At 63.2% G+C, this 23,140-nt stretch carries 23 protein-coding genes; 11 read left to right on the top strand and 12 right to left on the bottom strand.

The genetic code is table 11. The features are described 5' to 3' along the window. Positions 1-33: 33 nt before the first annotated feature. Positions 34-1,212: a translocase gene (locus ACI3GR_RS09785; protein WP_407494075.1), complete on the top strand. Its 1,179-nt coding sequence runs from the start codon at positions 34-36 to the stop codon at positions 1,210-1,212. A gap of 22 nt (positions 1,213-1,234) precedes the next feature. Further along, the gene (locus ACI3GR_RS09780) at positions 1,235-2,794 is read left to right on the top strand and encodes a substrate-binding domain-containing protein (RefSeq protein ID WP_407494074.1); all 1,560 of its coding nucleotides are present in this window, start codon (positions 1,235-1,237) and stop codon (positions 2,792-2,794) included. Between the two features lie 31 nt (positions 2,795-2,825). Here the strand turns inward: ACI3GR_RS09780 and ACI3GR_RS09775 are convergent, their stop codons facing one another. After that, positions 2,826-3,581: an IclR family transcriptional regulator gene (locus tag ACI3GR_RS09775; RefSeq protein ID WP_407494073.1), complete on the bottom strand. Its 756-nt coding sequence runs from the start codon at positions 3,579-3,581 to the stop codon at positions 2,826-2,828. Positions 3,582-3,682: 101 nt separating this feature from the next. Here ACI3GR_RS09775 and ACI3GR_RS09770 point away from each other — a divergent pair, with 101 nt between their 5' ends. The 4 genes from ACI3GR_RS09770 (at position 3,683) to ACI3GR_RS09755 (ending at position 7,446) form a co-directional block, all read left to right on the top strand. Continuing rightward, positions 3,683-5,836 (top strand): malate synthase G, encoded by a 2,154-nt coding sequence (locus ACI3GR_RS09770; protein WP_407494071.1) that lies wholly within the window; start codon positions 3,683-3,685, stop codon positions 5,834-5,836. Beyond that, positions 5,833-6,258 carry a GlcG/HbpS family heme-binding protein gene (locus ACI3GR_RS09765; RefSeq protein ID WP_407494069.1) on the top strand — a complete coding sequence of 142 codons (426 nt, stop codon included), beginning with the start codon at positions 5,833-5,835 and terminating at the stop codon, positions 6,256-6,258. The genes ACI3GR_RS09770 and ACI3GR_RS09765 overlap by 4 nt, the downstream gene beginning before the upstream one ends. 141 nt (positions 6,259-6,399) lie before the next feature. Then, positions 6,400-7,014 (top strand): VOC family protein, encoded by a 615-nt coding sequence (locus ACI3GR_RS09760; protein ID WP_407494067.1) that lies wholly within the window; start codon positions 6,400-6,402, stop codon positions 7,012-7,014. 48 nt (positions 7,015-7,062) lie between these two features. Continuing rightward, complete coding sequence (locus ACI3GR_RS09755; protein ID WP_407494064.1) at positions 7,063-7,446, top strand: PaaI family thioesterase; 384 nt, start codon at positions 7,063-7,065, stop codon at positions 7,444-7,446. A 230-nt stretch (positions 7,447-7,676) separates the two neighbouring features. On the opposite strand, the gene ACI3GR_RS09750 is transcribed toward ACI3GR_RS09755, so the two are convergent. The 6 genes from ACI3GR_RS09750 to ACI3GR_RS09725 form a co-directional block, all read right to left on the bottom strand. Beyond that, entirely contained in the window at positions 7,677-8,147 is a 471-nt protein-coding gene (locus ACI3GR_RS09750; protein ID WP_407494063.1) for an Hsp20 family protein, read from the bottom strand. Between the two features lie 150 nt (positions 8,148-8,297). Continuing rightward, complete coding sequence (locus ACI3GR_RS09745; RefSeq protein WP_407494893.1) at positions 8,298-9,119, bottom strand: trypsin-like serine peptidase; 822 nt, start codon at positions 9,117-9,119, stop codon at positions 8,298-8,300. 116 nt (positions 9,120-9,235) lie between these two features. Further along, positions 9,236-10,525, bottom strand: coding sequence for a glycolate oxidase subunit GlcF (gene glcF / locus ACI3GR_RS09740; RefSeq protein WP_407494061.1), 1,290 nt, complete (start codon positions 10,523-10,525; stop codon positions 9,236-9,238). Beyond that, on the bottom strand, positions 10,525-10,881 hold the full coding sequence (locus tag ACI3GR_RS09735; protein WP_407494059.1) for a hypothetical protein: 357 nt from the start codon (positions 10,879-10,881) through the stop codon (positions 10,525-10,527). The genes glcF and ACI3GR_RS09735 overlap by 1 nt, the downstream gene beginning before the upstream one ends. Beyond that, complete coding sequence (gene glcE / locus ACI3GR_RS09730; protein ID WP_407494057.1) at positions 10,878-12,053, bottom strand: glycolate oxidase subunit GlcE; 1,176 nt, start codon at positions 12,051-12,053, stop codon at positions 10,878-10,880. Before glcE ends, ACI3GR_RS09735 begins: the two co-directional genes overlap by 4 nt. A gap of 3 nt (positions 12,054-12,056) precedes the next feature. After that, entirely contained in the window at positions 12,057-13,487 is a 1,431-nt protein-coding gene (locus ACI3GR_RS09725) for an FAD-linked oxidase C-terminal domain-containing protein (RefSeq protein WP_407494055.1), read from the bottom strand. 89 nt (positions 13,488-13,576) lie between these two features. Between ACI3GR_RS09725 and ACI3GR_RS09720 the strand changes: the two genes are divergently transcribed. The 3 genes from ACI3GR_RS09720 (at position 13,577) to ACI3GR_RS09710 (ending at position 15,576) form a co-directional block, all read left to right on the top strand. Further along, the gene (locus ACI3GR_RS09720) at positions 13,577-14,287 is read left to right on the top strand and encodes a DUF599 domain-containing protein (protein WP_407494053.1); all 711 of its coding nucleotides are present in this window, start codon (positions 13,577-13,579) and stop codon (positions 14,285-14,287) included. A gap of 89 nt (positions 14,288-14,376) precedes the next feature. Then, the gene (locus ACI3GR_RS09715) at positions 14,377-14,733 is read left to right on the top strand and encodes a hypothetical protein (RefSeq protein WP_407494051.1); all 357 of its coding nucleotides are present in this window, start codon (positions 14,377-14,379) and stop codon (positions 14,731-14,733) included. Between the two features lie 75 nt (positions 14,734-14,808). Next, positions 14,809-15,576: an ion transporter gene (locus ACI3GR_RS09710; protein ID WP_407494049.1), complete on the top strand. Its 768-nt coding sequence runs from the start codon at positions 14,809-14,811 to the stop codon at positions 15,574-15,576. A 248-nt stretch (positions 15,577-15,824) separates the two neighbouring features. Here the strand turns inward: ACI3GR_RS09710 and dapA are convergent, their stop codons facing one another. After that, entirely contained in the window at positions 15,825-16,700 is an 876-nt protein-coding gene (gene dapA, locus ACI3GR_RS09705; protein WP_407494048.1) for a 4-hydroxy-tetrahydrodipicolinate synthase, read from the bottom strand. 135 nt (positions 16,701-16,835) lie between these two features. On the opposite strand from dapA, the gene ACI3GR_RS09700 reads away from it, so the two are divergent. Beyond that, on the top strand, positions 16,836-18,851 hold the full coding sequence (locus tag ACI3GR_RS09700; protein WP_407494046.1) for a lytic transglycosylase domain-containing protein: 2,016 nt from the start codon (positions 16,836-16,838) through the stop codon (positions 18,849-18,851). Here the strand turns inward: ACI3GR_RS09700 and ACI3GR_RS09695 are convergent. Both ACI3GR_RS09695 and mnmC2 read right to left on the bottom strand, forming a co-directional pair. After that, complete coding sequence (locus ACI3GR_RS09695; protein WP_407494045.1) at positions 18,816-19,682, bottom strand: DMT family transporter; 867 nt, start codon at positions 19,680-19,682, stop codon at positions 18,816-18,818. The genes ACI3GR_RS09700 and ACI3GR_RS09695 overlap by 36 nt on opposite strands. Beyond that, complete coding sequence (gene mnmC2 / locus ACI3GR_RS09690) at positions 19,675-20,355, bottom strand: tRNA (5-methylaminomethyl-2-thiouridine)(34)-methyltransferase MnmC2 (RefSeq protein WP_407494044.1); 681 nt, start codon at positions 20,353-20,355, stop codon at positions 19,675-19,677. The genes ACI3GR_RS09695 and mnmC2 overlap by 8 nt, the downstream gene beginning before the upstream one ends. A gap of 72 nt (positions 20,356-20,427) precedes the next feature. On the opposite strand from mnmC2, the gene ACI3GR_RS09685 reads away from it, so the two are divergent. Continuing rightward, on the top strand, positions 20,428-21,474 hold the full coding sequence (locus tag ACI3GR_RS09685; protein ID WP_407494043.1) for an NAD(P)/FAD-dependent oxidoreductase: 1,047 nt from the start codon (positions 20,428-20,430) through the stop codon (positions 21,472-21,474). A gap of 151 nt (positions 21,475-21,625) precedes the next feature. Here the strand turns inward: ACI3GR_RS09685 and ACI3GR_RS09680 are convergent, their stop codons facing one another. Continuing rightward, positions 21,626-22,312: a DUF4336 domain-containing protein gene (locus ACI3GR_RS09680; protein ID WP_407494042.1), complete on the bottom strand. Its 687-nt coding sequence runs from the start codon at positions 22,310-22,312 to the stop codon at positions 21,626-21,628. A gap of 89 nt (positions 22,313-22,401) precedes the next feature. Further along, a complete protein-coding gene (locus tag ACI3GR_RS09675) occupies positions 22,402-23,055 on the bottom strand; it encodes a peroxiredoxin (RefSeq protein WP_407494041.1) in 654 nt (217 codons plus the stop codon). Positions 23,056-23,140: the final 85 nt, after the last annotated feature.

Here is a 23,140-nt window from a genome sequence, read left to right as displayed (position 1 = left end):
ATGGCCAGGCTTGAGGATCGTCGGAGATTAACCATGATCAACATCAAATCGCTCGGCATTGCAGGCGGCACGATGGTGCTGGCAGCTTCGGCCGGGGTCTATATGCAGATGGGGTCGCAGCCTCAGGACACGATGCAGATGGCCGCAGCGCCGACGCTTAGCACGTCTGTGATCGACGCCTCCTTCGAAGACGTCACCGAATCTGACTCGGCCGATGCCACCGCAGACGCCACCACCGATATGACCGTCGACCTGACCGCCGAGGTCGCCGAGGATACCCCCGTTTCTTTCGATATGGCCGGCCTCCCGGACGAGGCAGAGACGCCCGCCCCCATGGCCGAACCCACCGTTGAAGTGGCCGCCCTGTCGATAACGGCGACCGATATGCCGCCGATAGCCGAAACGACGGCCACGATGACGGACCTGCCCAAAGCCTCCGACATGGACACCGTCCCCCTGCTGGTCGCTGCCAAGGATGACGACATCGACAACCCCGCATCTGCTGACCTGACCGAACCCATGGCCAGCGACGACTGCATCGTCGATCTGATCGGTGAAACCCGAGCCGCGGCGATGATCTCTCTTAACCTGTCGGCGCCGTGCCATTCCAATGCGCGTGTCTCGGTCCAGCATGGCAACCTGACCTTCACGATCGCCACGGATGACGCTGGCCTTGCCCAATTCGAAATGCCCGCCCTGTCTGAAAAATCGCTCGTCATCGCCACGATGGACGACGGCAACGCCGCCGCGGTCGAGGTTGAGGTCGACACCCTGTCCTTCTACGACCGCGCGGTTGTGCAGTGGCAGGGCGACGCTGGCATCGAACTGCACGCCCGTGAATTCGGCGCGGACTACGACAGCGACGGCCACGTCTGGTCTGGCGCGCCGCGCGACGCCTCTGTCGCCGCCCGTGGCATCGGTGGATTTGTCACCACGCTTGGCGATCCAGCGGTCGATAACGCGTCCCTGGCCGAGGTTTATACCTTCCCCACCGGCACCGCGACGGCACAGGGCGATATCGAACTGACGGTCGAAGTGGCCGTGACCGAAGGCAACTGTGGCCGCCCCGTCACCGCCCAGGTCATCGAAGTCTCGGAAGGGATTGTCGAGAAACTGTCGGAACTCGACGTCACCCTGCCCGATTGTGACGCGGTTGGTGATTTTCTTCTGTTGAAAAACCTTGTCGAAGACCTGAAAATCGCCGCCAAGTAATTGACGGCACCCGAGGTCTTACATGACTTTCCTACGTGCGGCGTTCTGCGCCGCACTTATGCTTTTCACTGGCCTCGCCCCGGCGCTGTCACAGGATGTCACGCTTACGTCGAATGACGGCAGCGTCACGATCCGTGGCATGCTGCTGGGCTTTGATGGCGAATTCTACCGTGTCGAAACCGACTTTGGGGAACTGACGCTCGACGGCTCTGGCGTGACCTGCGACGGCCCCGCCTGCCCCAACCTTTCTGCCTTCGTGGCCGAGATGTCGATTTCCGGCGCCGCCACCACCGGCACCGTCCTTCTGCCCGCGCTGATCGAAGCCTTTGCCATGCGATCCGGCCACAGCGTCGACCGCGAAGACATCGGCGGCAACAACGTCGTCTACACCCTGACCGACAAAACCACCGGCTCGGTGGCGGGGCGCTTCACCATCCGTTCTACGAACACCGACGAAGGTTTTGCCGACCTGCTAGCGAATGAGGCCGACCTTGTCATGGCCCTGCGCGAAATCCGTCCGCCAGAACTGCGCCGCGCGATCGAGGCCGGGATGGGCAATCTGCGCGCGGCTGGCCGCAACCGTGTGCTGGCCCTGGACGCGCTGGTGCCCATCGTTGCGCCCGGCAATACGGTCAGCGCGCTGACCCTGCCGCAGCTGGCGGCGATCTATTCCGGCGACATCGACAACTGGAACCAGTTGGGCGGCCCCGACGCACCGATCACGCCCCATCTGCGCGACACCTCTTCGGGCATGGGTCAGGCGGTCGAAGATCGTCTGATGGCCCCCGCCGGCGCAAAGCTTGCCGATACGGCGATCCGCCACGACACCGACCCCGAAATCGTCAGCGCGATCCTGCGCGATCCCTTTGCCATCGGCCTGACCACCGCGTCGGAAACCGGCGATGCCCAGCAGGTCGAACTTAGCGGCGCCTGCGGTTTCACCCTTGGGGCCACGCGCATCAACGCCAAGACCGAAGATTACCCGCTGACCACGCCAGTCTTTCTGTACATGCCCGCGCGTCGGATGCCCAAACTGGTCCGCGAATTCCTTGCCTACACCCGCCAGCCCGCGGCCCAGCTGGTGATCCGCCGTGCCGGTTTCGTCGACCAGATGCCAGAAGAAATCCCGATTTCCGACCAAGGCGCACGCTTTGCCAACGCGATCTCTCAGGCCGGGCCAGAGGTGACGCTGAAAGACCTGCAGGACATGGTCGGCACCCTGACGCCCTTCCGCCGTCTAACGATTTCCTTCCGGTTCGAAGCGGGCTCTACCCTGCTGGACGCGCAGTCCCGGTCGAACGTCGAACAACTGGCCACCGCGCTGGAAAGCGGCATCTATGACGGGAACGAATTGATGTTCGTGGGCTTTTCCGACAGTTCGGGCAATGCCGCGCTGAACCGTGGCCTTGCCCGCGACCGCGCCCGCGCCGTGCGCCGCGCCGTGGAACTGGCCGCCCGCGACGCCCGTAAGGACCGCATCACCCTGACGACCGAAGCTTTTGGTGAAGCCATGCCCATGGCCTGCGACGACAGCGCCTGGGGCCGTCAGGTTAACCGCCGGGTCGAAGTCTGGATCCGCTAACTGGATCCGCTAAGGGGCCAGAATCCACGGCCTAGAACATATCCCGCCCGGACAAATCCCACGACACCTGCTGCACCAGCTTGATGCAACGGTCCACCTTGTCCTCGGTCATGCGGATCGACAGGCCCGACACCGACACCGCCGCGATGGCGTCGCCCCCGGGTCCATGCACCACCGCCGCCACGCAGCGCAGGCCCGGCACGAACTCTTCGTCGTCCATGGCGTAACCCTGCGCCCGGATCGTCGCGATTTCGGCATGTGCCGCCGCGCGGGATGTCAGGCTGTGGCTGGTCGCCGCGTGGAACCCGTATTCATCAATCAGCCGGTCGATATATTCGTCGGGCCATGTCGAAATGATCGCCTTGCCCATGCCGGAACAAAAGATCGGCGCGCTGCCGCCCGGCGGGGAAATGGCGCGCATGATTTCCCGGCTTTCGGCCTGCGCGATGGTGATAACCCGCCCGTTTTCGATGATCCCAAGGTTCGCCGTTTCCCGTGTTGCATCCCGCAACCGCCGCAAGAAGGGCGTCGCAGGCGCCAGCAGGGTCCGCGTCTTGCCCCATGTCGCACCGACAGAATGCGCAGCGCGCCCCACGTGCCACCGCCCGGTCGAGGCATCGACCTGTGCGAATCCCCGCTGTTCCAGCGCAGTCAACAACCGATGCGTCGTAGACGCCGCCAGCCCCGCCGTGCGCGCCAGATCCGACAGGCGGCTGCCCTCGGGGTCCTTGGAAATAAGCTCTAACAGCGTTAGCGCGCGGTCGACGGATTGCACGGCGGTGGTCATGGCCAAGACCTAGCACTTTTCCACGATACGGAAAAGTAATGCGTACGCACGCAACACCCCCCAAACCGGGTGTATGTTAGGGCCAACGAAAGGAATCACCTATGACCGAATACGTTGACCGCGCCGGCCTTCAGGTCGCCGCCTCTATCGCCGACTTGGTAGACGGCCAGATCCTGCCCGATCTTGGCATCTCTGCCGATGACCTCTGGGGCGGCTTCGCCTCTATGCTGGCTGACCTCGCGCCTGAAAACTTGCGCCTGCTAGAGGTCCGCGAGACCCTGCAAAAGCAAATCGACGACTGGCACATAGCCCGCAAAGGCCAGCCCATCGATGGCGCCGAATACCGCGCCTTTCTGGAAGAGATCGGATACCTCGTCCCCGAAGGCCCCGACTTCAAAATCGAAACCGAAAACGTCGATCCCGAGATTGCGACCATCGCAGGCCCGCAGCTTGTGGTTCCGGTGATGAACGCCCGGTTTGCCCTGAACGCTGCCAACGCGCGGTGGGGCTCCCTGTACGATGCGCTCTATGGCACCGACGCGCTGCCCGGCGCACCCGAAGGTAACGGCTATGACCCCAAGCGCGGGGCGCAGGCGGTGGCATGGTCGGCGAATTTCCTTGACCGTTCTGTCCCGCTGGACGGCGCGTCCCACGCGGACGTCACAGCCTATGTCCGCGACGGCGCGACCCTGACGGCCAAAGTCGGCGACGCGACCCACGCCTTTGCCGATCCCAACGCCTTTGTCGGCTATACTGAAGACGGCGATAAGGCGTCTTACATGCTGCGCCACAACGGGCTGCACATCGAACTGGTGATCGACCCCAGCCATCCCGTCGGCAAAGACAGCGCCTCTGGCCTGCGCGACGTGGTGCTGGAATCCGCCATGACCGCCATTCAGGACTGCGAAGACAGCGTCGCCGCCGTCGATGCCGCCGACAAGACCGAGGTCTACGGCAACTGGTTCGGCCTGATGACCGGCAAGCTGACCGAAACTTTCGACAAGGGCGGCAAGCAGATGACCCGCGCCCTGAACCCCGACAAGGTGCTGACCGCCCCTGATGGTGGTGAGCTGACCCTGCCCGGTCGCGCGCTTTTGCTGGTCCGCAACGTTGGCCACCTGATGACCACCGATGCCGTGCTGTTCGAAGGTGAAGAAACCCCCGAAGGGATGCTGGACGCGCTGATCACCGTCGCCGCCGCGATGCACGACCTCAAGAAAACCGACGGCCCCCGCAATTCCCGCGCGGGCAGCGTTTACGTCGTGAAACCCAAGATGCACGGCCCCGAAGAGGTCGCCTTTGCCAACCGCATCTTCACCGCGGTCGAAGGCATCCTAGGCCTGCCCCTGAACACCGTGAAAATCGGTGTGATGGACGAAGAGCGCCGCACCTCTGCCAACCTGCGCGAATGTATGCGCGCGGTGAAGGATCGTCTGGTGTTCATCAACACCGGCTTCCTTGATCGCACGGGTGATGAAATCCACACCTCCATGCAGATGGGTCCGTTCATTCCCAAGGGCGAAATGGCCGGATCGGTCTGGCTGTCGGCTTACGAAAATGGGAACGTCGATGCGGGTCTGGCTTTGGGCCTGCGCGGGCGCGGTCAGATCGGCAAAGGCATGTGGGCCAAGCCCGACAAGATGGCCGAGATGCTGGACGCCAAGACCAACCATCCGATGGCGGGCGCCAACACCGCTTGGGTGCCGTCCCCCACCGCCGCGACCCTGCACGCCACGCATTATCATCAGATCAGCGTGTCCGACCGTCAGGATGAATTGGAGGGGCGCGAGCGTGCATCGCTGGATGACCTGCTGACTCAACCGGTGCTGTCGGGCCGCAACCTGACCGAAGAAGAGGTGCGCCGCGATCTGGACAACAACTGCCAGGGCATCCTTGGCTACGTGGTCCGGTGGGTCGATCAGGGGGTTGGCTGTTCCAAGGTACCCGACATCAACGACGTCGGCCTGATGGAAGACCGCGCCACCCTGCGGATTTCGTCGCAGTACCTTGCCAACTGGCTGCTGCACGGGCTGATCACCGAGGATGAGGTCAACGATGCCCTGATGCGCATGGCCGCCAAGGTGGACGCGCAAAACGCGGGCGATCCAGAGTACCGCTCGCTGGTCGACAACCCCCATGGTCCGGCCTTCCAAACCGCCAAGGATTTGATTTTCAAAGGCGTCGCGCAGCCATCGGGCTATACCGAGCCGTTGCTTCACGCATGGCGCCGCAAAGCGAAAGAGGTGCAGGCATGATTTCGGTACAACGGCTCGACCTGAACGACGCGCGTCTGATGATCGACGCGGCCAAGGCCAAAGCGACAGAGATCGGCGTGCCGATGTGCATCGCCATCACCGACGACGCGGGCAACCTTGTGGCGTTCGAACGGATGGACGGCGGCAAGGTCACGTCCACCACCATCGCCATCGACAAAAGCTACACCGCCAGCGGGGCCAAAAAGGCCACGCATGAATACGGGGACGCCAGCCAGCCGGGGAAACCCGCCTATGGTATCTCGTCGGCCATTGGCGGTCGGCTGATGGTCGTTGGCGGAGGTCTTCCCGTGATGATCGATGGTCAGTGCGTCGGTGGGATCGGCGTCAGTTCTGGCACACCCGCGCAGGACATGGAGGTCGCGCAGGCTGGGCTTGATGCGGTTCTGGCGACTATAGGGTGAAAATGTCGCCTCGCTTGTGGTGCTTGCGAAGGGCAGCGCCGTCCCGAGGGGTGGCGCAAATGCGCCGCCCCATGGGGGCGGGACGGCGCAGCCCGGCATCCCGCCGGGCGGGACATTGATCTGAGGATGTTGGAAACGCACATGCTTACCCTAGACCACATCGTCATCGCCGCCCCCTCTCTTGCCGAAGGGGTCGCCTATGTCCGTGACCTCACAGGGATCGACATGCCCAAAGGGGGCGAACATCCCCAGATGGGCACGCACAATCATCTGGTCCGTCTGGGTGAGGATGAATTCCTAGAAGTGATCGCGGTGAACCCCGACGCGCCAGCCCCCGACCGGCCCCGCTGGTTCGGGCTGGACCACCCGGTCCAGTCACCGCGGCTGGCACATTGGGTGACCCGCTGCACCGACATGGCCACCACGCGCCCCCTGCTGCCCGACTATCACGGTCCAGCCATGCACCTGACCCGTGGCACCCTGTCGTGGTTGCTGACCGTCCCGGACGATGGAACCCTGCCCATGGACGGCGCGGCTCCCAGCCTATTGGAGTGGAAGGCCGATCCCCTGCCCCCCACGCAAATGCCCGGCGCGGATGCCACGCTGACCGCGCTGACCATCACGCATCCGAAGGCCCAACAGATCGCAGACACCCTCGGCCAACACCTGAAAGACCCGCGTATCAGCTTTGAAACCGGCCCCTTGAACCTTACGACGCAGTTAAAAGTCGGCAACCGTAACATCACGCTAAGCTAGACAGGCTGCCCGACCCACCGCATCCTGCCCCAAAGCGGGAGGATACGGATGAGCGAAAAGGAAATTGCAGGCCACCTGCGGTTCGAGGTCGAGTTAATCTCAAACGAAGAAGCGCGCGGCACCATGCCTGTGCAAAGCGGCATCCTGAACCCATTCGGCACCGTCCACGCAGGTGCGCTGATCTGGTTTGGCGACGTCACCGCGACGCGGCTGGCCCTGCAAGGCGTTCAGGTCGCAACAGGTGGGTCCGGCTTTCCCTTGGCGATCAACGTCACAGCGCAATTGCTGTCCAACGTGACCAGCGGCACGCTGACCGCGCGGTCGCGCTTCGTGAAACGGGGGCGCACCATTCAGGTGGTCCGGACCGAGGTGACCTCGGATCAGGGGAAAGTCCTGCTGGACCTGACGACAAGCCATATCACGTCGAAATAGACACTAAAGCAGGGGAATACTGGCATCTGAAGAAGCCATAACCCTGCGCCTGCGGCTGACGAGACAGGGCGGTGCCCGCCTGTGCCGAAGGTCGGACCCTACGCGCGATCAAACCGCCGTATAGCCCGATAGATCCGCCCCCACCCCAAAACAAAAGGGGCGCGACAATCGCCGCGCCCCAGTTGGATTCGAGGGAAAATCTTGGGTTTCTCGTTCAACCCGCCGTTGGCTTAGGCGGTTTCCTTGGCCTCCAGCGCCTTGCCTTCCACCGTCTGACCACCGGCTTTGGTGATCTCGATCCGGCGGGGCTTCAGCGCCTCGGGAACTTCACGCACAAGGTCGATGTGCAGCAGGCCGTCTGCGTGGGTCGCGCCCGTCACCTTGACGTGGTCGGCAAGGTGGAAGCGGCGTTCAAACGCGCGGGTGGCAATCCCGCGATGCAGGTAGCTGCGCTTGTCTTCCTCGGCTTTCTTGGCGGTCACGATCAGCGCGTGTTCCTTGACTTCGATGCCAAGGTCTTCGTCGGTGAACCCGGCAACGGCGATCGTGATGCGATAGCTGTCTTGGTCCAGCTTTTCGATATTGTAGGGCGGGTACGTCGGCTGGGCGACGTCGTTGCTTAGAACGCGGTCCATCATGCTGGCAAGCTGGTCAAAACCAACGGTGGAACGGTACAGCGGTGCAAGATCAAAGTTTCGCATGGTCATCCTCTTAAAGCGATAACGTTGTAAAGCCTTCCCATAGGGACAGGCCGTTCACCGGGGCCCGAAGTGGCGCCCCGATGCCCCAGATCTGGGGATCGCAAAACCGCATTTCAAGAGGGGGTCAAAGCGGGCGACAACACCCGCCGATCATTCACCCAGACGGATGAATTTCGCGCCCGTGCCACTGCGTTCCGACAGAGCGTTGGTCGATTTGCCGATGGTGATCCGATTGGCCCGCGGCGGGCCGGGTTGATCGAACCCACGTCCCCGCGCCAGATCGTCTTTCAACGCAGCGATCAGTTCCAGATCAGTCCCAAGCGACACATCGTTTCCTTCGACTTCGGCCATGGCTGACACGACAGACACGATCTGAGGTTCACCATTCGCGAAACTAAACACCGGCGCGCCAGAGCTGCCGTAATCCACATCGCACGACATGATCAGCACACCCTGCTGACGCGTGATGACGTTGCATAATTCCTGCAGCGAAGGCGCCTCGGCCCGGTTGTGGGCATAGGAAACGACGGCGATCTGATCCCCGCCACGCGGACGCTGTGCGGTGACGAAAGGCACGACGGTGGTGTTCCGGATCGGCTGATACAGTTCCAACAACGCGATGTCGTCGCGGACCCGTTCAGGAGTCGCGGCGGCGTCAAAGGTATAGCTGTCGGGCGTCACGATCCGCCGCACCTGCCGATAGGCCGAGGCACGGCCGTTCCGCCAGCCTGCCAGAAACTCGATCTGGCTGGGGGCAAAGCGTTCGCCACTTTGCTTGTCATAGACACAATGCGCAGCGGTCAGGACCAGATCTTCGGCAATCAGCGCCCCGGTACAAAACCCACGCCCGTCCAGATCAAGCCGCCCGACCGCTTCCCACCCTCGCGAGTCGTCGCCGGTGTTCAGCATCTTCAACCCGGTGTCCTGCGCATGCAAATGGCTGATCAGCGACATGAAAATCGTCAAAGCCATCGCCGCGGCGGGGATCAGTCGGGTGGGGAGGATTCGGTCATACATGGCGCGGCCCATCGGTTGGTTTCAAAAACCTTACCGATGAGGTCGGGCGGGAATGCGGCGCAGATCGTGGCTTAGTTAGGTAACAATGCGGCAGGTTTCGGCCCGCCGGTCGCCCAGTCCATCAGTTCGACCGTGTGAACGACAGGCACGCCAATGCCCGATCCGATCTGCATCATGCAGCCGATATTGCCCGCGGCGATAATGTCGGGCTGGATCGCCTGCAGCGTCTTAATCTTACGGTCCTTCAACTTGCCCGAGATCTCGGGCTGCATCAGGTTGTAGGTCCCGGCTGACCCGCAGCACAGGTGCGGATCGGCGGGGGTGGCGACTTCGAACCCGGCGCGGGTCAGCAAATTCTTAGGCAGGTCCTTGATCTTCTGACCGTGTTGCAGTGAACAGGCGGAATGATAGCCGATGCGCAGGGGTTCGGGGGCTTTGGCCTCCAACTCCAGATCGCCCAGCACCTCGGTGATGTCCTTGGCGATGGCCGACACGCGCGCGGCATCTGCGGCCAGCGGATCGTTGCGGAACATGTGGCCGTAGTCCTTCACCGTCGTGCCGCAGCCAGAGGTGTTGATGACGATGGCATCCAGCCCCTCACCATCCATCTCCGTGGCCCAGGCGCGGATGTTCTTGGCAGCCGAGGAATGGGCCAAGTCTTCCTTGCCCATGTGATGCGTCAGCGATCCACAGCAGCCTTCGCCCTTGGGGATCACGACCTCGACCCCCGCGCGGGTTAGCAGGCGGATGGTGGCATCGTTGATGTCGGTATTCAGCGCCTTTTGCGCACAGCCCGTCATCAGCGCGACACGCTTGATCCGCTGGCCTTGTGCGACGTGGGTCTGGGGCGAGTCGTTTAATGACGGGGTGGGCAGGCGACGGGGCGCCATGCCGATCATGGCCCGCAGGCGTTTGTCGGGCATCAGACGCGCGAAGGGACGAGCCAGTCCAGCGGCGAACAGGGCCAGCCGGAACCGCGTGGGATAAGGAATGATCCGCGCTAGGATCCAACGCAGCGCCCGGTCGTCCCAACGGCGTTTGTAGTGTTCGTTGATATAGGCCCGCGCGTGATCGACCAGATGCATATAGTGCACGCCCGAGGGGCATGTGGTCATGCAAGCCAGACAGGACAGACAGCGGTCGATGTGCTGAACGGTCTTGTCGTCCGGCACCCGTTCGTTTTCCAGCATGTCCTTGATCAAGTAGATGCGGCCCCGGGGGCTATCCAATTCGTCACCCAGAACCTGGTAGGTCGGACAGGTCGCGGTGCAGAACCCGCAATGCACACAGGCGCGCAGGATTTCATTGGCGCGCGCGGTGCCCGGGTCTTCTAGCTGTTGAGGCGTAAATTCCGTCCGCATCAGACCACCATCCGCGCGATGAAAAAGCCCAAAAGCGGCGCCAAGGTGCCAATGCCGCCCGCCACCACAGGCCAGGGATGCGCACCGGCCATGCGGCTGTTCAGCATCTGCGCGATCAGCGCCATCAGCCCGACCCAGCCGATCCACAGCATCATCAGCGCCACGATCACCCGCGTCGGATTTTCCGACGCATCGACAGGCAGCAAACGCAGCATCCCGATCCCGGCAAGACCCAGCAAAACCACCCCGGCTCCCAACAGGGGAAAGAACGACCGATTGGGCATCCGCCGCACCAGCGACACGTAAACCCCGACGCCGACGACCCCGAAAAGAATCGCGAAAATGGTGACGATCATGCCAAGGCTCCCATCATGCCCGTATTGAGGATCCCCTTGGGATCGAATTTTGCCCGCAGCCCGCGCGAAATCGTCTGTAACGCAGGCGATTGCGGGTGGAAAACAGGAACCTGTGCCCGCACATCGGCATTGGCCCGGACCAGCGTCGCATGGCCACCAAGACGCGAAACCGTGTCGCGGATCACGCTGGCCCCCGCATCGCCCGCCATCGGTGTGCGCATCCAGATCAAACCGCCGGACCAGTCGCAGATCATGGCGTGGGTCAACCGCCCCTCTGCCAGCGCCTCATGGATCGCGGGCGCGGAACTGGGCGCGACAGAGATCCGCCAGATCGCATTGTCGGTGCTGGCGTCACGATCGGGACGATTGGGCGCAAAATCCCGAACGTCGCGGATGCGGGTCCAAAGCTCGCGGCTGGCCTCATCCTCAAGAATATCATCGGCACCCAGAAGCGATTTCAACTGCTCGGCCCGATAGGCCACGCTGCCCGCCATCCCTTCGACGCGGATCAGGCGCAGGGACGTGTCTTCGACAACCTCCATCCCCACATAGGCCGCGCCGCTGACGTCAAAGGGCGTGCCCATGGCGCGGCTAAGGTCGGCAATCGCATCGGCCATCTTCTGACCGCGCAGGACCAGCGTCGCCTCGGCCTGTGGGATGGCCTGAACCTTCAGGCTGATTTCCGTCAGAACGCCCAGCGTGCCATAGCTGCCCGCCATCAGTTTCACGAGGTCATAGCCAGTGACGTTCTTCATCACCCGGCCCCCGTTCTTGATCACCTCGCCCGTGCCCGACACGAACCGCACGCCCAGCATGTGATCCCGCGCCGCGCCCACCTGCAACCGACGCGGGCCGCTGACGTTGGCCGCCGCGACTCCGCCGATGGTCGGCTCACCTTCGGTGCCCATCAGGGTGCGGTGGTCCATCGGCTCAAACGCTAGCCTTTGGCCTTTTTCGCCCAGAATAGTGTCGATTTCCCGCAAGGGCGTGCCCGCGCCCACGACAATCGTCAACGCGCCGGGTTCATACAATTTGATACCGTGCAGCCCGGTGGTGTCCAGCGGTTCACCATCCACTGCAAACCCTCGCGTCCCACCACCGTGGATCGACAAGGGCGCATTGGCGGCGCGGATGATCTGGGCCAGTTCGGCCTCATTCGCGGGTCGTGCCATGCGTCAGCCCCGCCGCGCTTCGCTGTTGGCCAGCGGAAAGACCTTGGCCGGGTTCAGCAGCCATTTCGGGTCAAAGACATCCTTTACGGCCATCTGCGCCTCTAGATCCGCGGGATCGTACTGATGGGTCATCAGGTCACGCTTTTCGACGCCGACACCATGTTCGCCCGACAGACAGCCGCCCACGTCGACACAGAGCTTGAGGATCTCGGCCCCCATCGCTTCGCAGGTTTCCAGATCACCGTCCTTGTTCGCATCGAACAGGATCAGAGGGTGCAGGTTGCCGTCGCCCGCATGGAACACGTTGGCGACCTTCAGCCCGTATTCATCCGATATCGCGTTCATCCGGCCCAACACGGTCGGCAATTCGCTGACCGGGATCGTGCCGTCCAGACAGATGTAATCGTTGATCTGCCCCATCGCGCCAAAGGCCGATTTCCGGCCCAGCCAGATGCGCGCGCTTTCATCCGCAGACCGGCTCTCCCGGATCTCGACCGGGTTGTGTTTGGCGGCAATCGCGGTGATCACGCCCAACTGTTCGGCGATTTCGTCGTCGGATCCTTCGACCTCCACGATCAGCAGCGCCTCGCAATCGGGATAGCCCGCGCCTGCGAACGCTTCGGTCGCCTCGATACAGGGGCGGTCCATGAATTCGATGGCGACGGGCAGAACGCCCGCTTCGATAATGTCGCGCACGCAGGCGCCCGCCACTTCGTTCGCATTGAACCCCATCAGCACAGGCCGCGCGCCTTCGGGTTTCGGCAGGATGCGCAGGGTGGCTTCGGTCACGACGCCCAGCTGCCCTTCGGACCCGCAGATCAGGCCCAGCAGGTCCAGCCCGCCGCTATCCAGATAAGGCCCGCCCACCTCGACCACCTCACCATCCATCATCACCATGGTAACGCCCAGCAGGTTGTTGGTGGTCACGCCGTATTTCAGGCAATGCGCCCCGCCCGAGTTCATCGCGATGTTCCCCGCAATCGCACAGGCCAACTGCGACGACGGGTCGGGGGCGTAAAAGAAACCGTCCGCTTCGACCGCGCCGGTGACAGACAGGTTGGTCATGCCGGTCTGCACCCGGATGTAGCGGTCGGGGTAATTCGTTTCCAACACGGCGTTCATGCGGGCCACGCCAAGGATCACGCTGTCTTCGGTTGGCAGCGCGCCCCCGGCAAGCGACGTGCCCGATCCGCGCGGCACCACCGGCACACCGAACTGATGACACAGGCGCAGCACGTCCGACACCTCGGCCGTGGTCGCGGGCAATACCGCCATCATCGGCGGGCAGCGATAGGCCGTCAGCGCGTCACATTCATAGGCGCGGGTTTCCATCGGATCGGTAATCACCGCGTCCGAGGGCAACACCTTGCGCAAAGCAGCCGCAAGCGCGTCTTTCTGCGACAGGATCCGGGCATCGGGAACAGGCATCTGCATGGGCGGCCTCGCCATATTGGGAAGTGCAGAACATCTAGCCCCCTATCACGCCAATTGGCAAGGCAATGCCCCTGCGCTAACACGGGGTTATGACTTGGATGGACCGCCTTCAGCATTTCACGCCCCTCGACCTGGCTGCGGTCGGGCTGATCTATGCGGCGTGGCTGTTCATCGGATGGCGGATCGAAAACCCGCAATCGGAAAAACCGTCCGTTTCGGTCCTGATGAAGGAATACCGCTACGAATGGATGCGCCAGTTGGTGACCCGGTCGCCGCGCATCTTCGACAGCCAGACCCTGTCGACCCTGCGCGAAGGCACGTCCTTTTTCGCTTCGGCCACGATGATCGCCATCGGCGGCGGGCTGGCGGCGATCGGCAATGCAGAACGGCTGATGGGGCTTGCAAACCAGATCACGCTGGAATCCGATCCGGCCTTCGTATGGGAGGTCAAGATTATCGTCATCCTGTTCTTCCTGATGAATGCTTTCCTAAAATTCGTCTGGTCGCATCGGTTGTTCGGCTATTGCGCCGTAATGATGGCCGCCGTGCCCAATGACCCCGCCGACCCGAACGCGCACCCCCGCGCCGAAAAGGCCGCGTCGCTGAACATCACCGCCGCGCGCAGTTTCAACCGCGGGCTGCGGTCGGTCTATTTCGCGATGGGCGCGACCGCTTGGCTGCTGGGGGCGGGCGCCCTGATCGTGGCGACAGGGATTACCTATTTCGTTCTGTGGCGGCGTGAATTCGCGTCGCAATCCCGGTCGGCGCTTTTGGCCGATACCGACAACATGCCGAGATGAGAGGCGGTCAGGCGCACGGCCGCGTGAAGCACGTCAGTGTGATGCGGCTGGGCCTTCTCAACCCCGCGGTCGCAGGTGTAGGGAAAGATATGCGACATGTTCTTCTTATCCTTGCCCTGCTGCTGCCAGCCGCCGTATTGGCAGACGCCCCCCGGATCACTGGGGCCGAGGCCGCGAAATCCGGCATGGGTTGGAAGATCAGCGTGACGCTGCAACACCCCGACGAAGGTTGGGACCATTACGCCGACGCATGGGAGGTCCGCGACATGGCGGGCAACGTGCTGGGCACGCGGGAACTGATGCACCCGCATGGGCATAATGAGCCGTTCACCCGGTCGCTGTCCTCGGTCATGATCCCGGACGGCACGCGCAAGGTAATGATCTACGCCCGGTGCAAGACGCACGGCTGGGGCGAAGATGGCGTTAAGCTGAAGCTACGCCCCTGATCGGCGCGACCAAGGGTGGAAACTGCCCGCCCGAACGCCTAGATCGCTGAGGATCCTGAAGGAGCCTTTCGCCAGATGCGCCAGACCGTCGCCAATTTCCTAGACCGCCCCTCGACCCGCTATGCGATCATGGGGGTGATCCTGTTCAACGCGGTCATCCTTGGGCTGGAAACATCGGCCAGCGTCATGGCCGTGGCGGGCGATCTGATCATCCTGCTCGACACCGCCTGTCTGGTGATCTTCGTCGCGGAACTGGTCGCCAAACTCTACGCCCGCGGTCTTAGGTTTTTCCTGAACGCATGGAATGTCTTTGACTTCGTCGTCGTGGGCATCGCGCTGGTCCCTGCAACGGGCGGCCTGTCGGTCCTGCGGGCGTTGCGCATCCTGCGTCTGCTGCGCGTGGTGTCGGTTGCACCCACCCTGCGGCGCGTGGTCGAAGGCTTCATCTCGGCCCTGCCGGGCATGGCGTCGGTATTTCTGCTAATGGGCGTGATCTTCTACATCGCCGCCGTCATCGCGACCAAGCTGTTCGCCGCGACCTTCCCGCAGTGGTTCGGCACGCTTGGCGCGTCACTTTATTCGCTGTTCCAGATCATGACGTTGGAATCGTGGTCCATGGGCATCGTCCGCCCGGTGATGGAGGTCCACCCCGAGGCATGGATATTCTTTGTGCCCTTCATCCTAGTCACCACCTTCGCCGTGGTGAACCTTGTGGTCGGTCTGATCGTGAATTCGATGCAGGACGCGCATGCGGAGGAGTCGAACGCGGCGACCGATTCCTACCGGGACGAGGTTCTGCAAAAGCTGATCGCCATCGAGAAGCGATTGGACGAGCGCGGGTAGTGCTTCGCACCCAGCGCGGAATCAAGGCCGCAGGCCGCCGCGCATCGCAGGGCCTCCCCCCGGCCCGGCGATATGTTGATGTTTGCGACACGTCCGAACGTCGCGCTACCACGACACGATAAATCGCACCGGCAAACTGTAGGGGTCGCCAGTCCGCGGCCCGTCGATCCTCTGCTCAGCACAATACCCCAACGAAAAAGGCCCCCAAGGATCACTCCCGGCGGCCTTCTCAAAATCTCACCGTCAGATCAGTTGATCAGACCGGCGTGGCGCAGACCGTGGCGGATACGCTCTTTGGTCGGGTCGGTCAGCGTCATCAGCGGCAGACGAACCTCGTCCGAGCACAGGCCCAGTTCCGACATCGCGAACTTGGCGCCGCACAGCCCCGGCTCAATAAAGATGGCTTCGTGCAGGGGCATCAGACGGTCCTGATACTCCAGCGCCAGCTTGTAATCACCATTGGCGCAGGCGGCCTGCATTTCGGCACACAGCTTCGGCGCGGCGTTGGCCGTGACGGAAATACACCCGGTGCCACCCATCGCGTTGAACCCAACGGCGGTCGCATCTTCGCCAGACAACTGGATGAAATCCGCACCGCAGGTCATGCGCTGCGACGCGACGCGATCCAGCTTGGCGGTTGCATCCTTCACACCGACGATGCGGGGCAGCTTGGCCAATTCGCCCATCGTGTCGGGCGTCATGTCGATGACCGACCGCGGCGGGATGTTGTAGATGATGATCGGCAGATTGCAGGCGTCGTGCATCGCGGTGAAATGCGCGATCAGGCCGCGCTGCGTCGGCTTGTTGTAATAGGGCGTCACAACCAGCGCGGCGTCGGCGCCGACCTCTTCGGCGTGCTTGATCAGACGCACGCCTTCCTTGGTGTTGTTCGCACCGGCACCGGCGATCACGGGGATACGGCCAGCGGCGTATTTCACGACCTCTTCCACGACGATTTCATGTTCGCGCAGCGACAGCGTCGGCGACTCACCCGTGGTGCCCACCGGGACCAGCCCGTTCGAGCCCTGATCGACATGCCAGTCGACCAGTTTCTTCAGCGTATCCAGATCCAACTCGCCGTCCTTGAACGGCGTGACCAGGGCAGGGATCGACCCGTGAAACATGACACGCTCCTTTCGTTTGGCGGGTGGCGGAATGCCGTCCCGAGTGCGGTTTTCTGCCCATTAACCTTCGAATCCTTGAGGGTACGGGCCAGAGGTCTACATTTGTGGCGTGTCTATCCGGGTTAAGCCAACGAAATGCAAGTGATACCGTACCGTGCCCTTGTCGCGGGCGTGCTGGCCATCGGAGTGATGTGCTGGACGCCCCTTGGCCCCGCCGCGGCCCAAAGCAATCCCGACAACATGGAAGAGCTGCAGCCGCCTCGTGCGCTGGCCTCGGCCCTGAACGCGGCGCGGGATGGCGATTGGGATCTGGCGCATACACTGGCGGGCCGTGACGGCGCGGTCGCACAGGATTACATAGAATGGACGCGCCTCCGCTCTGGCCGCGGATCGGTCGACGAGGTGCTGACCTTTCTGGATCGCAACGCCCATTGGCCCGGCCTTGATTACCTGCGCAAACAGAATGAAGCCGCGTTCGAGGACGCCACCGATGCCGAGGTCCGCGCGCTTTTTGCAGATGCCCGCCCGGGGACCGGCACCGGCGCGCTGCGACTGGCACGCGCGCTGGAAACAGCGGGTGAAGTCGGAGAGGCCGAAGCCACCATCGTTCTGGCCTGGCGCACGCTTGATCTGACCGCCGAAGAACACGCCGCTTTCATGGATCGCTACGGCGAGTTGCTGAAAGACCACCACGCCGCCCGCCTGTCCGAAGCGATCTGGCAGGACCGCGACAGCGACACGCAGCGGATGCTGGGCGTCGTTTCTGACGACGACGCGAAACTGGCGCGCGCCCGGCTGGCACTACAGGCCCGCGCGGGCAATGTGGACGCGCTGATCGACGATCTGTCCGCCGATCAGTTGAAAGACCCCGGGCTGGCCTATGACCGATTCTTCTGGCGCTACCGCAAAGGTCTGAACGACGGCGCGAAAGAACTGATGCGCAGCCAAAGCGCCATTCCCGGCGGCTTGGGCTACCCCGAGAAATGGGCCAACCTCCGCCGGTCTTATGCCCGAGGAGAGATGCGCAGCGGCGATCCGCAGATCGCCTATGAACTTGCGGCCAACCACCAGCTGACCACCGGCAGCAGCTTTGCCGATCTGGAATGGCTGGCGGGCTACATTGCGCTGACATACCTTGACGATGCCGAACGCGCCCTGATGCATTTTGAGCAATTCGAAGACGGCATCTACACCCCGATTTCGTTGGGCCGCGCAGGCTATTGGCGGGGTCGCGCGCTTGAGGCGTTGGAGCGGCCAGAAGACGCTGAAGCCGCCTATCGTGACGGCGCGGCGCAACAGACGTCTTTCTACGGCCTGCTGGCAGCTGAAAAGATCAACATGCCCTTCGGCGCGTCGCTGGCCGGGATGGAAACCGTGCCTGACTGGTCCGAAACCGCACTGGCCGACAGCGACCTGCGTCAGGCGGTGATCCTGCTTCGTTCGGCCGGGTATGATTACGATGCGGAACGGTTCCTGAAACACATGGCCGAAACGGCCACCGAAACCGAATTGAACGCCCTAGGCCAGATGGTCGAAGAGGCGGGCGATCCCCACCTGCAGGTCATGCTGGGCAAGGCCGCCGCGCAACGCACCATCGTGATCCCGCGCCACTACTACGCCCTGCACCCGATGACCCAGATGGAGCTGCCCGTCAGCATGGAAATGGCGCTGGCCATCGCCCGGAGGGAAAGCGAGTTTGACCCCGGCGTCACCAGCCCCGTCGGCGCGCGTGGTCTGATGCAATTGATGCCCGCCACCGCCCGCGAAATGGCGCGCAAGATCGGCGATGCCGACGATGTCGCCGGGCGTCTGGGCGATTGGGACTATAACGCCAAGCTCGGCTCGGCCTATCTGGCGCAGCTGGTCGACCAATTCTCGGGCAACGTGCTGATGATCTCGGCCGGGTACAACGCAGGCCCGTCGCGGCCGGAACGGTGGGCGCAGCAATTCGGCGACCCGCGTGACGCAGAAACCGACGTGGTCGACTGGATCGAACACATCCCGTTCCGCGAAACCCGCAACTATGTGCAGCGCGTTGCGGAAAGCCTGCCGATCTATCGCGCGCGACTGGGCCAGACGCCCCTGCCCGTGCCCTTCACGACCGAAATCAAGGGCTCAACTGTTGCGGCGTTCCCGCCACAGGGTGAATAGGCCCGCGCTGACGATGATCCCCGCCCCGATCGCGACGTTCAGGCGGATCACCTCGCTAAAGACGATCAGCCCGATGATTGCGGCGAACATCAGCTGGAAATAGGCAAAGGGCTGAACTGCGCTGGCCTCGGCCACCTCATAGCTGCGGATCAGCAGGTAATGCCCCAAGGCCCCGGTCAGGCACAGCGTCCCCATCCAAATCCAAGCGTCAGGCGCCATGGGCGTCCATGTCCAGATCCCAACGACAGTCATCACGATGGCCCCCGTCACGCCCGTCCAGAAAAACGACGTGGCCGAGGTATCTTTGCGCGCCACATAGCGCGTCAGCAGGCCATAAAGCGCGAACATCAACGCAGCGAGCAGCGGCACCAGCGCCTCGATGGCGAAGACGCCAAAGCCCGGTTGCAGCACGATCAGCACGCCGATGAACCCCACCCCGATCGCCGCCCACCGACGCCAGCCGACCTGCTCCCCAAGGATCGGCCCCGACAGCGCGGCGATCAGCAGGGGATAGCAGACGAACACCGCGTGGCTTTCGACCAGCCCCAGCAGATCGAAGGCGGTGACCATCACGCAGATCTCGGCCGCCAGCAGGACGCCACGGAAGATCTGAACGATCGGCTGTTCCGTCCGGGCCGCATTCTTGATCCCGCCCGCCTTGCGCGACGCCAGCACCATGACGAACAGACCGAAAAACCAATAACGGATCATCACCACCATCAGCACCGGGTAATCCGCCACCAGATGTCGCGAAATCGCGTCCTGCGCGGCGAACACGAAGGTCGTCGCAATCATCAGCCAGATGCCCAGCTTGGTGTTCTGTTCAGCCATCTTTGCGCGCCTGTGTCATATGTCGTTTGCGGCCATAACCGGGGATGCGAGTGACAGTAAAGCCTGCAGCTTCCAGCCCCCGCCGCACGTGTCCCGCCGCCGTATAGGTCGCCGCCGTGCCGCCCGGCGCGGTGTGGTCATAGACGGCCTGCATCAGGTCTTCGCCCCAAAGCTCTGGGTTCTTAGCGGGCGAAAAACCGTCCAGAAACCAAGCATCCGCCGCACCGTCCCACACGGGCAAAGTCTGCCGCGCGTCGCCCACGATCATGCGGAACTCAAGGTCCGGCAGCGTTATCTGATCACCGCCCCAATGCGGCGCCAGTTCAGAGACTAAATCAGCCATTTCCGGGAAAACCTGCTGCGCACGGATCATATCGTCAGCGGCCATCGGATAGGCCTCGAACGTGGTGAACCGCAGTGGGCCCGCGACACCCGCCGCGCGCCAAGCCCTCAGCGCGGCCAGCAGGTTCAGCCCGGTCCCGAACCCCAGTTCAGCAATCTGAAACCCCGGCCCGAACCGCGCAGGCAGGTCGTTGCCGGTTAAAAAGACGTGGCAGGTTTCGGCCAGACCGTTTTCAAGGCTGAAATACGGGTCATCGAACTGGGTGGACACGGGCGTCACGCCCTCGCGCCACGTCAGCTCGGGTCTGTCAGGGGCGGTATGGCCGCTCATGCCGGGATCCTTTAGAAGCCGCCCCAGAGACTGTCGTGGGCGGATGCCGCACCATGGATCGGAGGCCATCGGATGACAAGGATCGACGTAACCATTCGCGGGGCCGGAGCCTTTGGTCTGGCCTGTGCGTGGTCCTGCGCCCGGCGCGGTGCGAAAGTGCGGGTCGTGGACCCCTTTGGCGTCGGTGCCGGATCGTCCGGCGGCATCGTCGGCGCGCTTGCCCCGCATGTCCCCGAGAACTGGAATGCCAAGAAGGCGTTCCAGTTGGACAGCCTGTTGATGGCAGCGGACTATTGGCAGGAAATCGAGACTAAATCAGGGCTTTTAAGCGGTTATGCCCGTCTGGGCCGGGTTCAGCCCTTGGCCGACGACCACGCCGTTTCGCTGGCCAAAGGCCGAGAGGTCACCGCCAAAGAGCTATGGCAGGACAATGCCACATGGGCCGTCACCGACACGCCCGGCACCTTCGCCCCCGATAGCCCGACGGGCCTGTTCATCTTCGACACCCTGACCGCCCGCATCCATCCGCGCAAAGCCTGTCTTGCGCTGGTCGAAGCCATTCGCGCGGCGGGCGGTGAAATCGTTGAGGACGCCCCTGACCAAGGCCCCGTCATCCACGCCACAGGCGTCGCGGGGCTGGAGGAGATGTCGGCGCAGGCGGGGCGCATGATCGGCGTCGGCGTCAAAGGTCAGGCGGCTTTGCTGCAGTTCGACGCCCGCGACATGCCGCAGGTCTTTGCCAACACCGTCCACATCGTGCCGCATGCCGACGGCACGGTCGCCATCGGATCGACCAGTGAACGAGAGTACGACGACCCAAGCAGCACCGACGCCGCGCTGGACGACGTGATCGCCGCCGCCATCCAGGCCGTCCCCGCGCTGGCAGATGCGCCCGTGATCGAGCGTTGGGCCGGGGTCCGGCCAAGGTCGCGATCCCGCGCACCTATGCTGGGCGCATGGCCGGGGCGCGGAGGGCACTTCATCGCCAACGGAGGGTTCAAGATCGGCTTTGGCATGGCCCCGAAGGTAGGCGAGGTCATGGCCGATCTGGTGCTGGACGGGCGGGATGAGGTGCCGGAGGATTTTCTGGCAGCAGCGCTGTGGCCTTCTTCTAGCTAGGCGCTACACCGAACAGATGTCCCGCCCGGCGGTTACGCCGGGCAGCGCCGACCCGCCCCATGGGCGGCGCTTTCGCGCCACCCCGGGTCGGTCGCTGCCCTTAGCGCGAAGCACAAATGCTGGGAAGAGTGAAATTTCGCCTAATTAGTCTCTACTTTAGCCAGCCGAACGCCTGCCGCAGAAACTCCCTCGGGTGTTCAGTCACTGGCGTTCCATGCGCCATCACCACCCTTTGCGCAGGCCAGTCCAAAACCTTCTCGACCTGAGCCTTCACCACCGATTTCGGCTTCATCGCCATCCAGAACTTGCGCGGCACCTGTGGCACATCCCCGGTCATCAGGTCGATCCGGGCCACCAACCGACGCCAGCCCTTGAACCACCCTTGTGGCAGGTTCTGCAGAAGGTCCGTAAAGATCACGGTGCCGCTGAGGCGGTGGAAAAACACCACCTCGTCCGCGATGGTGTTGGGGATCACCACCTGATCAACCTCGCCCGCCCAGGCCAGATGCGCAGCGTCGCCCAAATCGGATGCAAACCGCACCTCGGGCCGTTTGGCCGAAAGACCGGGCACGCCATGAACCAGCGCTTGCGGATAAGCGGCGTGCCACTCGGGCAGCGACATGTGGTGCATGATGTTCGGCGCGATCACATGGCGCACCGGGCCCATCGCATCGACCGCCTGACGAAGCCCCTCGGTCAACGCGGTCGGGGACCAAATCAGCAGATCACCGCGGTCCAGCCGGATCACCGCCATTCGGGTGGGGTAATGGAACCCGGCGAACCCATCGACGACGGGGCCTTCGTGGGTCCAGATCTCGGGGCCAAACGCGTGCAGCATGGGTCACCTCTTGTTGCACGTAGTGAACCCCAAAAGAAAAATGCGCGCCACCGGGGACGCGCATTTCCTTAAAGCAATAGCCCAGAAAATCAGGCCGGGTTCTTGGCGAACCGCAGGTAAGGCAGCTTCTTGTCGATCGCGCCGTACTTTTCTTCGGCTGCCGCATCGTCCAGCGACAGCGCGACGATCACGTCCTGACCGGTTTCCCAGTTGGCCGGCGTCGCCAGCGGCTGTTCATAGGTGCGCTGCAGACCGTCCAATGCGCGCAACACCTCGGCAAAGTTACGGCCCACGGACATCGGGTAGGTCATCATCAACTGCACCTTCTTGTTCGGCGCGATGATGAACACGGACCGCACGGTCGCGCTGTCGGCAGGGGTGCGGCCATCGGGCAGGTAGGCATCGGCGGGCAGCATGTCGAGCGCCTTGGCGACCTCAAGACCTTCGTCCGCGATGATCGGGAAGCCAGCGGGCGCGCCAGCGGTCGCCTCGATATCGCCTTTCCATTTCTTGTGCTCTTCCACACCATCAACGGAAATGCCCATCACCTTGGTGCCGCGCTTTTCCCATTCGTCAGCCAACTGTGCCACGGCGCCAAATTCGGTCGTGCAGACAGGGGTAAAGTCCTTGGGGTGCGAGAACAGGATCGCCCAGCTATCGCCCTGCCACTCGTGCAGCGAAAAGGTGCCCTGATCGGTTTCGACGGTCAGGTCGGGAAGGGTGTCGTTGATACGAAGCGCCATGATGTCCTCCATCAAGTGTCGGCATTTGAGAATTACGTTTCCCCACCCTATCTATGAGCCGCACCGCCGCTTTGCACCCCTCGGC

Origin of the sequence: Pseudooceanicola aestuariicola (assembly GCF_045763785.1) — a bacterium.
Taxonomy (GTDB): Bacteria; Pseudomonadota; Alphaproteobacteria; order Rhodobacterales; family Rhodobacteraceae; genus Pseudooceanicola.
Note: the sequence above shows the minus strand (reverse complement) of the source record. Positions and strands in the feature narration are given on the sequence as shown.